Annotated in this window: 9 protein-coding genes; 4 read left to right on the top strand and 5 right to left on the bottom strand. The window is 71.5% G+C overall.

Going from position 1 to position 10,852, the window contains the following annotated elements; all coding sequences use genetic code 11:
• Positions 1 to 100: 100 nt before the first annotated feature.
• Positions 101 to 2,638, bottom strand: coding sequence for a malectin domain-containing carbohydrate-binding protein (locus AB0B66_RS28875; RefSeq protein ID WP_360535851.1), 2,538 nt, complete (start codon positions 2,636 to 2,638; stop codon positions 101 to 103).
• A 387-nt stretch (positions 2,639 to 3,025) separates the two neighbouring features.
• Here AB0B66_RS28875 and AB0B66_RS28870 point away from each other — a divergent pair, with 387 nt between their 5' ends.
• Positions 3,026 to 3,808 (top strand): aminoglycoside adenylyltransferase family protein, encoded by a 783-nt coding sequence (locus AB0B66_RS28870; protein WP_360535849.1) that lies wholly within the window; start codon positions 3,026 to 3,028, stop codon positions 3,806 to 3,808.
• A 15-nt stretch (positions 3,809 to 3,823) separates the two neighbouring features.
• Here the strand turns inward: AB0B66_RS28870 and AB0B66_RS28865 are convergent, their stop codons facing one another.
• From AB0B66_RS28865 to AB0B66_RS28855, 3 genes are all read right to left on the bottom strand, one after another.
• Positions 3,824 to 4,768: an NAD-dependent epimerase/dehydratase family protein gene (locus AB0B66_RS28865; protein ID WP_360535847.1), complete on the bottom strand. Its 945-nt coding sequence runs from the start codon at positions 4,766 to 4,768 to the stop codon at positions 3,824 to 3,826.
• Between the two features lie 82 nt (positions 4,769 to 4,850).
• On the bottom strand, positions 4,851 to 5,618 hold the full coding sequence (locus AB0B66_RS28860) for a MerR family transcriptional regulator (protein WP_360535845.1): 768 nt from the start codon (positions 5,616 to 5,618) through the stop codon (positions 4,851 to 4,853).
• A 12-nt stretch (positions 5,619 to 5,630) separates the two neighbouring features.
• Complete coding sequence (locus AB0B66_RS28855) at positions 5,631 to 7,049, bottom strand: serine hydrolase domain-containing protein (protein ID WP_360535843.1); 1,419 nt, start codon at positions 7,047 to 7,049, stop codon at positions 5,631 to 5,633.
• A gap of 213 nt (positions 7,050 to 7,262) precedes the next feature.
• Here AB0B66_RS28855 and AB0B66_RS28850 point away from each other — a divergent pair, with 213 nt between their 5' ends.
• The 3 genes from AB0B66_RS28850 (at position 7,263) to AB0B66_RS28840 (ending at position 9,631) form a co-directional block, all read left to right on the top strand.
• Complete coding sequence (locus tag AB0B66_RS28850; protein WP_360535841.1) at positions 7,263 to 8,879, top strand: serine/threonine-protein kinase; 1,617 nt, start codon at positions 7,263 to 7,265, stop codon at positions 8,877 to 8,879.
• An 85-nt stretch (positions 8,880 to 8,964) separates the two neighbouring features.
• Positions 8,965 to 9,198 (top strand): DUF6158 family protein, encoded by a 234-nt coding sequence (locus AB0B66_RS28845; RefSeq protein WP_360535839.1) that lies wholly within the window; start codon positions 8,965 to 8,967, stop codon positions 9,196 to 9,198.
• Positions 9,199 to 9,238: 40 nt separating this feature from the next.
• Positions 9,239 to 9,631 carry a hypothetical protein gene (locus tag AB0B66_RS28840; RefSeq protein WP_360535837.1) on the top strand — a complete coding sequence of 131 codons (393 nt, stop codon included), beginning with the start codon at positions 9,239 to 9,241 and terminating at the stop codon, positions 9,629 to 9,631.
• Here AB0B66_RS28840 and AB0B66_RS28835 read toward each other — a convergent pair.
• A complete protein-coding gene (locus tag AB0B66_RS28835) occupies positions 9,623 to 10,798 on the bottom strand; it encodes a hypothetical protein (RefSeq protein WP_360535835.1) in 1,176 nt (391 codons plus the stop codon). The two genes, AB0B66_RS28840 and AB0B66_RS28835, sit on opposite strands and share 9 nt — an antisense overlap.
• Positions 10,799 to 10,852 lie beyond the last annotated feature (54 nt).

Raw genomic sequence — 10,852 nt, 5'->3', positions numbered from 1 at the left:
CTGCCCCTGGGGTCAATGCTGGTGTTACCGGCTCCCGGGGAGGGGGGGTGCCGGGGCCCGACCCACCCGTTGCGGGCCCGCACACCCGCGGCGACGGCCCTTACGGGCCGACGAAGACCACCTTCGCCCGCCAGTCGGCCCCGTCCAGGGACGGGCCGCTGAGCACGGTGAAGGAGCCGGTCGGCGCCCCGCCGTTCCAGGCGGTGGAGGCGATGGTCCCGATGCTCCGGTTGACCTCGTAGAGGGTGGTGCCGGACAGGAACAGGCCGCCCGCGTCGGCCATGCCGCTCACCCCGGCGACGGTGAACTTGTCCGCGCCGACGACCCCGCTGTCGGGGGTGAACCAGCGCCAGTACAGGCCGCTCTGCCCGGACAGGGTGTAGTACAGCCGGCCCGCGGTGTAGAACATCGCGGTCACGTTCGGGATCTCGGCGTAGAAGTTCGAGGCCACCCCGGCGTAGGTGGAGTCGCCGGAGTCCGTCTCCACGGTGTCCCAGTAAGCGTCGTGGTACGGGTCCACCAGGGTCGCCGTGCCGAACGTCGAGCCGTTGAAGGTACGCCGCCACAGCGAGCCGCTCATGCCGTAGAACAGCGTGCCGCCCACCCAGAAGCCGCCACGGGCCGTCGACCAGGCGGTGCTGTCCGGGTTGGCCACCGCGCTCGCCGCGCCGACCGTGGTCGCGCCGTCGTACGACCGGACCTGCACCTCGTCGCCGTTGCCGGCCGGCGGCGGCCCGGTCTTGACGATCTCGATGCCGTTGATCAGCGGATTCTCGACGACGTGCCCGAAGCCGATGTCCACCGTGCCGTCGCTGACGACGGTGAACGAGCGCATCGTGCCGACGTCGTGCCCGACGGAGCCGGACAGGTCCAGGTTCGCCAGCACGGTGGCTCCGTCCAGCGTCACGTTGAAGACCCGCGAGCCGGCCGACGCGGTGCCGCCGTACCGGTTGGCCAGGTACAGCCGGACCTCGACCTCGGTGCCGACGGTCACCGGGAACTGCCAGCTCATCTCGGGAGCCGAACCCGGGTCCCAGCGCTCGGACGAGTACAGCGCGGTCGGCGTCCCGGCCGGGACGGTGCTGTCCACACTGGGCACGGTGCCGTAGCCGGCGGTGTTGCTGACCGCGTTGTGGTACGGGCTGGGGCTGCCGCCGTCGTCACCGGCCCAGTCCGGCCCGTTGTCCGTCGCGGCGATCGCCGAACCGCCCGCGTTGACCCGGTAGAGCACGTTGGTCGGCACCGGGACGCCCGCCTGGTACACGTTGCCGGGCAGCGTGGCCGTGGTGGTCGGGTGCGGGGCGTTGCCGCCGGCGAGCGGGAAGAACGCGATCCGCTCGCGGCGGTACTGGTAGTTGCCGATCCACGGGGTGTCCGAGCCCAGCCAGAGACCGTCCGAGGTCGCCAGGATCTCGGCTACGCCGACGCCGCGCGGGTGGCGGCCCGGGTTCCAGGACAGCGGGAGGCCGCTGAGCGGGTCGAGCGCGGCGATGCTGGCCCGGCCGACCGATCCGGGCCCGGCGGAGTCGCCGCCGAAGCTGTTGTTCATCCAGCGGATGTGGCCGCCGACGTACACGGCCTGCTCGGTGATGCCGACCGACAGCAGGGTGTCGCCTCCCGCGTAGTCGACCCAGGTCGGCTGGAGGTCCTCGCCTGTGGCGGCGTTCTCCCAGCGGGCAGCGGCGTCGCAGAGCGTGCCGGAGTTCGGCGCGCCGGTCGTCACGACGACGAAGTAGCTGCCGTCCGGGGAGTACGCCAGGTCGCGCATGTAGGAGTCGAACGCCCACCAGGCACAGCGCGGGGTGTACCGGGTGGTGTTCCAGTCGGCGATGCTCGCCGAGCTCACGCCCAGGTCGAGCTTCACGATCTGGTCGTGGAGCACACCGCCGGCCTTCTTGAAGTTGCCGACCACGACGAGCTGCTGGCCGTTGGGGTTCAGGGCCAGTTTGCTCGCGCCGACTCCGGCGCTCGCCCCGCTGACGCCGTCGTAGTTGTGGTTCTCGGTCAGGGCCGTGGTCAGGTAGCTGTCCAGCGCGCCGGTGCTCGCGTTCACCGAGGCGAGGCCGCCGCGGGCGAGGCTGGCGTTGCCGGCGTTGGTGAAGATGCCGCCGACGAGCAGCCTGCTGCCGGCCAGGGCGAGGTCCTTGACCGCGCCGTTGAACGCCGGGCCGGCGAAGCTGGTGACCAGCGCGCCGGTGCTGACGTTGAGCAGGGCCACCTTGCGCCGGGTCACGCCGTTGACGGTGTTGAACTTGCCGGCGATGAAGACCGTGCCCGCGGTGGGGCCGGCGATGACCGCGGCGACCTCGTCGCTGACGGTCGGGACGAACGCGGTGTCGACCGTGCCGGTGGCCTTGTCGAAGGCGAGGATGTAGTTGCGGGTGATGTCCACTTCGGTGCCGCGGTTGCGGACGGTGGTGAAGTCACCCGCCGCGATGATCTTCGTGCCGGCGTCGTGGATCGCGTACACGGTGCCGTTCTTGATGTCCGGCGAAGCCGCTGACGGCACTGCCGCGACCACGGTGGTGTGGTTAGGGGCGGCGAATGCCGGTGCGGCGGAGCCGAGTCCGGCGGCGGTGAGGGCGACCGCGGCGAGCGCTGCGAGGGCGCCACGGGTCAGGGTCGTTCGACGGGGCATGCACAACTCCGTTGAGCGCGGATGGCCCGGCTCCGTTGTGGAGGGACGGGTGCGGTGGCACGCGTCGGACCACAAAGGACCCGGCGGGGGAATGGGCGCAACCCATACCCTTCCGGGAGTCGTCACCCGCCGTCCAGCGCCGACCACGTTTTGTGTACGACCACACGTCGGGACCGGCCGACCTGCCGCACCCGGCGGTCGAGAAAGCCATCCGGGCCGCACGAAAGGCGGCCGCCAATGGTGATTCGGTGAATCCGGACCGGACGATTGATGCAGCGGAGTAGGTGTGTCGGCCGCGTCGCCTGCACGATTCGCGATGACGGGGGCTGCCGGACGCGTGGGTAATCCGGTGTCGGGGCCATCCCGGGCCGATTAGCATGCCCGATCATGATCAGTCAGCAGACCCACGACGTAGTCTCGCTGGTCCGCACGGTCCTGGGCGAGGACCTGATCGGCGCGTACCTCCACGGCTCCGCCGTGCTCGGCGGCCTGCGGCCGCGAAGCGACGTCGACGTGCTCGCGGTGTCCCGCCGTAGCGCGACTACCGAGCAGCGGCACCGCATCATCGACGGACTGCTGGACATCTCGGGACGCCGCGCGCGGCGCGGACCCGACCGGCCCGTCGAACTGATCATCGTCGTCCAGGACGACGTCCGCCCGTGGCGATACCCGCCGACCTGCGACTTCCTGTACGGGGAATGGCTACGCGAGCAATACGAGCGCGGAGAGGTACCCCAGCCCGAGCCCAGCCCCGACCTCGCTCCGCTGCTCACGATGGCGCTGGCCGGCGACACCGCGCTGTTCGGGCCACCGCCGGCCGACCTGCTCGACCCGGTGCCGCCCGCCGATCTGCGGTGCGCGATCGTCGCCGGGATTCCCGGCCTACTCGCCGACCTCGCCGACGACACCCGCAACGTCCTGCTCACCTTCGCCCGGATCTGGGTCACGCTCGCCACCGGCGAGGTCCGTTCCAAAGACGCCGCCGCCGACTGGGCGATCGCGCACCTGCCGGCCGAACACCAGCCGGTGCTGGCCCACGCGAAGGCCATCTACCTCGGGCAGGCCGAGGAGAGCTGGGACGACGACCTGTTCGCCGGGGTCCGGCCGCTCGCCGACCACGTCCTGGCCGAGATCGACCGGCTCGCGCCCGCAGCCCGCCATCTGGAATAGCCGAACCGGGCCCGTTCAGGCCGTACGCAGCGCCGCGTCGTCGGCCGAGAAGTCGGTGTCCCAGTTCTGCGGCGGGTGCTCGACATGCCATCGTACGGAGCGTCGTAGCGCTGCGTGTGGGTCGGTGTCCCGCCACCCGAGCACTTCGCGCGCTTTCTGCGCGCCGGCAAGGACGTGCTGGCCGATGAATCCGCCAGCGCGAAGATCTGTGGGCAGCACCTCGTCGCCGACGCGGACCAGTTCGAGATCGGCACCGGCCGCGGCGATGATCTGTTCGTAGAGCAGACCCATCGGAGCGGTCTGCGCTTCGACGATGTTGAAACACTCGCCACGCGCATGCTCCGAGGCGAGGGCAGCGAGCACTGCTTGCGCGACGTCTCTCACGTAGACGCGGCTGAACAGGAAGTTGCCCGCGCCGACCGGCAGTTGCGCGCGTCCGGCTCTGATGCGCCGCAGGACCGGCTCGAAGCGACGCTGGTAGTCATGCTCTCCGTAGACCGCGCCGAGACGCAGGACCGTGGCGCCGGCGGCGAGGTACTGCTCCTCCAGTTCGAGGTTCTCCCAGTGCGGCCCCTCCACATGGCGGGCGGTGCGCAGCGCCGAGCCCTCGGTCAGCGGGACGGCGTCGGTGTACCGGCGAGCCAGCATCCCTTCGTAGGCCCGGTAGACATCGATGCTGGACAGGGCGACGAGCCGGATGCCCGCGGGCAGAGCATCCAGCGCCGCTCGCGCGCCTGCCCCGTTCTCGGCCGAGACGTCGATCGCCGCGTCCGCCTCGAATGCCGCGAAGGCGTCCCGGTGAGCCGGCCAGGACCGGCGCTCCGCGTGAAGATGTTCGGCGTCGGCGAGGCCGGTCGGCTCGGCATGTCCTCGATGGACCACCAGTGGCGTGTGACCGTCCGCCACCAGCGCTGCGACGACGGCCCGCCCGACGAACCAGGTCCCCCCGAGGACGATCACCCTCATGACGATGCCGCCCGCATGGGTTCCACCTAAGCAGCCGCCTTGACGTCGGGCAACGGACAGGCAGGTGGCCCGCGGTCTACAGCGGGCCGTCGGCCTGCTGTGTCAGCTGTCCCAGCCGGGCCCAGGCCGGCGACGCCGCCGCGGCGGCCGCGGCGGCCAGCGCGACGATCTCCGGGTCGCTGTCGAGACCGGCTTCGGCAGTCGGCTGGCGGCTGTCGTACCAGCGCCGGGACCGGCGGGCCAGCTCCGGTAGGCGCGGGTCGTCGGGCGACCAGCCGTAGGCGGCGTCGTAGTCGCGGTAGATGTCCTGGAACTGGGGGTCGTCGAGGGCGTCCAGCTTGTCGGTGAGCCAGCCGTCGGCGGTCTGCGGCGACAGCGCCTGCATCATGATCCACAGGTCGCGTTCGAGGTGGACCGTGCGCTCGCCGACACCCAGTGCGCGCAGGCGGTCGAGGTAGTCGGCGACCTGTTCGGATACGAACAGCCGGTCGCCTGCGCGCAGCCGGGCGATGCGGTCGAGGGTGCGGTGCAGCCGGTCGATGTGGTCGCGGACGTCGCGCTCGACCTCGCCGATCGCCTCGGTGAACGCGGCCGGGTCGGCGGCGAGCAGCTCCCTGACCCGGGCGAGCGGCACACCGGCCTCGGCCAGGGTCTTGATTTTGATGAGCTGGACGGCGTGGCGTGCGCCGTAGCGCCGGTAGCCGGAACCGTCGCGGGACGGCTCCGGCAGCAGGTCGCGTTCGTGGTAGTGGCGGACGGCCTTGATCGTCACTCCGGCGTAGTCGGCGAGCTGGCCGATGGTCAGCAGGTTTCGTGCCTCGCCGTCGGCCAGCTCGTCGATCATGGGGTCATCCTGTCAGAGGGTCGTGGTGGTGACCCGGCGGGTCATCCGGCCGCCGGCGCAGCGGTGCGTGGGGCCGTCGTCGCCGTCGCCGTGGTAGGAGACGAGCAGCTGGCGGGCGTATCCGTCGAGGGTGTCCAGCGGCAGGCCGGCCGGGGCGAACAGGCCGTCGCCGACCGGTTCGTAGCGTAGCGGCGGCACCTCGAACGGGCCGCCCACGAACCCGGTGAACACCTGCTCCTGGACGGCGTCGGCGGGCTCGTAGGTGAGGTGCTCCTCCAATCCGCCGTCCACCACGCGCACGTCGACGCGCAGCTGGTCGGAGCGGTACGTGCCGGCGTAGCGGGCGAGGTCGGCCTGTGCCGGGGCCAGCGGGGGCACGGGCGGCTCCGGATTCGCCGAGAGCTGCCGCACCAGCCACGGCAGCAGTTCGTCGTGCAGGGCCAGGGCACGCGGGTCGTTGCCGTACGCCGCGACCACCAGGTCGAGTTCGGGGGCCACCGCGAGCACCGCCACCCCGCCGGGCGACGCCCCCGACATGGACAGCACGGTCGTGCCGCCGTACGGCGTCAGCAGCCAGCCCATGCCGACCGGCGGCACGTTGGGGGTGCCCATGTCGTGCGACACGGTTCGCATCAGCGCGGTCGCCTCCGTTGACAGGACCCGCGTCCCCGACGGTGCGACGCTGCCGCCGAGGTGGGTGCGGCCCAGGGCGAGCAGGTCGTCGATCGTGCCGATCGGGGTGCCGCCGGCCGGCGCCCAGGTGTCGGGGAGCATGAACATGCCGGTCGGGCGCACCCGGCCGGTCGCGGGGTCGGCGAAGTGCCCGATCGCGGTGCTGCGCAGGATCGCCTGCCGGGCCGACGTCGCCGACCCGTGCATGCCGACGCCCTGGAACATCTCCCGTTCGAGCAGCTCGTGGTAGGGCAGGCCGGTGACCGCCTCCAGCAGCCGCCCGGCGATCATCATGCCGCCGTTGGAGTAGCTGATCAGCGTGCCCGGCTCGAACAGGGCCCCGCACTGCCGGCCGAGCCCGTCGACGTAGGTCTCCAGCGCGCCTGGGCCTTCGGCGACCGGGAAGTACAGGTCGGCGTCGATGCCGCTGGTGTGGGTCACCAGGTGCCGGATCAGGATCCGGTCGGCGCCGGGCGTGGTAAGCCGGAACTCCGGCAGGTAGCGGACCACCGGCGCGTCCAGGTCGAGCAGTCCCCGGTCCACCTGCTGCAGCACCAGCATCGTTGTCATGACCTTGGTGATGGATCCGAACAGGAACCCGGTGTCGTCCCGCATCGGCGCACCGGTGGCCAGGTTGGCTGTTCCCTGAGCCAGCACCGTTCGCCGGCCGCCGTGGTACACGCCGATCAGGTAGCCGGGCACGCCGGTCGCCTCGCGGAAAGCGGTGATCTTGTCGTTGACCTGCGTCATCTCGTTCATGCCGACCATCGTCGAGGGTTGACCCAGGGGCAAGGTCAAGCCCTTCTCGGCAGAGATTTCGGTACGGGCGGCGTATCAGCGTCACCGCTGCAACAGGTGTCATTGCTTGGTATGCGGCCTTCCGTGCAGCTCAGAGCCGCTTCAGGCGATCCAGGCCGGTTTCTGCGCCCGGCCGCGGGGTATCGGCGCGCTGTATCCGCAAGGAGGGCACCCATGACCACCACCGCAGCGTCGCCGTGGCAAGCAGGCGCCATGCTGGAGGGCCGTTACCTGCTGACCGAACCGGCGGGACGCGGCGGCAGCGCCACCGTCTGGCACGCCCGAGACGAGCGGCTGGGACGTATGGTCGCCGTCAAACTCCTCAAGACCGATCTGCTCGACGACGAGGCGGCGCTGCACCGGCTACAGGTCGAAGCCCAGGCTCTGGCCCGGTTGCGCCACCCGAACCTCGCGGACGTCTACGACTACGGGCTCGTCCACCAGGGTCGCCGGTTGAGCGCGGCGTACCTGGTGATGGAACTCATCGACGGCATTGCGCTCAAGCAGGTGCTGACCGAGCAGATCAGACTGCCGTGGGAACAGGCGGCTCAGGTGGGCGCGCAGATCGCCGACGGGCTCGCCGCCGCCCACGCGCGGGGCATCGTCCACCGTGACATAGCCCCAGGCAACGTCCTGCTCCCCGCCGGTGGGGTGAAGATCATCGACTTCGAGCTGTGCGCCCCGCCGGGCAGCAACGAGTACGACGCCGACGGCCAGCTCATCGGCACACCCGCGTACGTGTCACCCGAACGCCTCGACGGCCGGCTCGTGCAGCCCGCTGCCGACGTCTACGCCCTCGGGGTGCTGCTGTACCGGATGCTGGCCGGCACCTTGCCGTGGCGGGCGGACAACGCCGTCGCGCTGATGACCGCGCCGCTGCTCCGCCCGCCGACGCCGCTGCCGGCCGTGCCCGGTCTGCCGCCGCAGCTCGCGGCAGCGGTGGCCGCGTGCCTGTCCGAGCAGCCGGACCGGCGGCCCTCCGCCGCCGAGCTCGCCGCGACGTTGCGCGCGCACACCCCCGAGGAGGTCCCGGCCATCGTCGCCGTCCCGGCCGCCGACGACGAGGCGGTCACGCACATCCTGCCGTGGCGACCGGCCGGCACCCGCCGACGCCGCCGGTTCCTGACCGCCGCGGCGGCCGCGGCCGTGCTCGCCGGGGCCGGCGTCGTCTGGGCAGTGGCCACGCGGACCGAGCCGCCGCAGTTCAGTGCGGCGCCGCCGGCGCCGCAGGCCAGCCCCGCCGCCTGCACTGCGGTGTACCGGCTGCTGTCCGACGACGCGGGCCGCTACCGGGCCAACCTCACCGTCACGAACACCACGGACACACCCGTGTCCGGGCCCGTCGCGTTCACCGTGCCGGCTGGCCAGCGCATCGACGCCGCGTACGGCTGGGCGCAGCGCGACCGCACCGCCACCAACGACACGGTGGGCACCGTAGAGCCCGGCAGGTCGGCGGTCATGCTGGTCGGCGGTGCCTACGCCGGCAGCAACCCGCTGCCCACAGCCTTCACACTGGCCGGAAAGCCCTGCGTGCCGACGTTGCTGAGCACCTCAGGCAGCCGGCTTCCGGCGCCCGCCGCCAGCGGCGCGACCGGGCCGGTCGCGCCAGGCTCGGGCGGCCCGGTGCTACCGGGCGAACAGACAAGTCCTGCCGCCTCGCCGCAGGCGCCGACTACCGCACCGTCGTCTCAGGAGCCCCCGCCGTCCCCCGTCGAGCCGTCGCCGAGCGCCGCGAACCCCGGCGACGGCGAAGGCCAGGTCCTGGCATCGATACCACCGGCCGGGCCATGACGCCGCGGCCGGGTCGGGGTTTAGCCGGAGCCGGCCGGGGAAAAGCCTTCGGGTGATCGTCGCCGAGCAGAGTCGAGCAACTGGCATGACCACCGCGCTGTCGCCGCGGCAGGATGTGCGCCCCTACCCTCCGGCCGCGCAGCTCAGCGACGCGGAGCTGCGGGTGGAACTGGCCACGACCCACGCTGTCGGCCGCACCGTCATCAAGCGCGGCATACCACGCGACCGGGCCATGTTGCAGATCCGCCTGGACGAACTGGACGGGGAATATCTGCGCCGTTTCCCGGCCGCCGCCGCGACCTGGCCATGGAACCGCTGAGCGGCTCCGCCGCCGTCCTGGGCGTTTGTACCATTCAAGGATGCCTGAGCAGAGCATCCTCCTCCGCTTCTCCTACTTCGAACACGACTGGATCGAGGAAGACATCGACGGTCCGGAGGCGGCCGAGGCGACGCTGCTGCGGGTGGCGTCCGAAGGTGACTGGTTCCAGGCCGACGATGCCGAGCCGGACGATTTCGCCAGCCTCGATGCGCTCGCCGAGCGGGTCGAACAGGTCGTCGTGGGGGAGTGGAGGATGCCCGCGGCGGCCGTCCGGATACCCGTGGACAAGCTCAGGACGATCGTCGCCGAGGGCGGCTGGACCTTCGCGGGCGGCGGGTTCTCGGAGTTCGTGGGCAACAACCAGGACACCGAGATGGTGGCCAAGCTGGTACGCGACCTGCCTCGAGCCGCCGGTGGTGCCGAGTCAGCGTAGTTCGAGCCGGACGCCGTCCGCCGTGAGGTATCGGACCAGGTCGTCGAAGGTGATGGCGGGAAGCCAGCTCATGCGGTCGTAGCCGGGAACCAGGTGGGTGCGCGCGACCTCGGAGTCGTGCCAGATCAGGCGGAAGCCGGGGGTCGCGCCGCCGCCGCCACCGGCGGCGACGTCGTGGAGCCAGAACAGGTCACCGCCGAACCAGCCGCCGGGGCCGTTGACCGCCTCACCGATCGCGCAGTAGAACGCGTCATAGTCGGTGACGTGGCGTCCGTCCAGGTGGTAGACCGTGTCCGCGGGCTTGTCCGGGCCGTGGTCGCGGTGGACGGCGGCAGCGCGCACCCAGAGGTAGCGGTGGCTGCGGTCGAGCGTCGCCCACTGGTTCGGCTCGGCCGGGCCTTCGGCGCGCCACATGTCCCAGAGCGGGCGTTCGTTGGCCGCAAACGGCTCCGGGATCCGCGCGTCCAAGGCGATGTCGACGAGGCCGTCGCCGACAGTGGACGGGCGGGTCTCCACGACGGTTCCGAACACCCGCTTTCCCCAGCCCATCTTGTGGACCACGCCGTCGGCGCGTAAGTGGGCCAGTTCGGCGCGGAATGATCCGGCGAGCCCGGGGCGGCAACCCACCAGGGTCACCGGCGGACCCGGTGGCCAGATCTCCGGCCGTTCGTGGAACAGGCCCGTGATGTTCCGGCATTCACCGAGCGGGGTCTCTTCCGCCGCGGACCAGGCGGTCAACTGGTAGCCGAAGACAGTAGGCGCGACGGAGCCGCGGAGGTTGTTCTCTTCGTCCCGGCGGTGGCCTTCCAGATCGATGTCGAGCAGGCCGGACCCGTCAGCGGCGGGCCGGTGGCCGACGACCCGGACGTCGAGCAGTTCTTCCATGAATTCGTAGCATCCGGGGCACTGATCTTCGCAGCGTTCGCTCACCGGCCGGCCCGCGACGTGCGCGCCCACGAGGAGGAAATTGCCGAACCACCCCGGCCCTGTGCCGTCGATCGCGGCGCGCAGCGGCCCGGACGGTGCACAGCTCACCAGGGTGTAGCGCTCGTACAGCGGCTCCGGCGGGAACACACGGTCGACGAAGAGCCCGTCGATGTCGGCGCAGTCGGTGAGGTCGGCGCCGGTTTCCTCGTCCAGCAGGCGCCAGCGTGGGGGGTTCAGCACGGGCCGACCCTACTCGGTAGGCGTGCGTTCCGGGTGCCGCTCGGTGTTAGCTTG

Origin of the sequence: Catellatospora sp. NPDC049111, assembly GCF_040648615.1 — a bacterium.
Lineage (GTDB): Bacteria > Actinomycetota > Actinomycetes > Mycobacteriales > Micromonosporaceae > Catellatospora > Catellatospora aurea.
The sequence above is the reverse complement of the archived record's forward strand: the minus strand, read 5'-3'. Positions and strand labels throughout refer to the sequence as shown.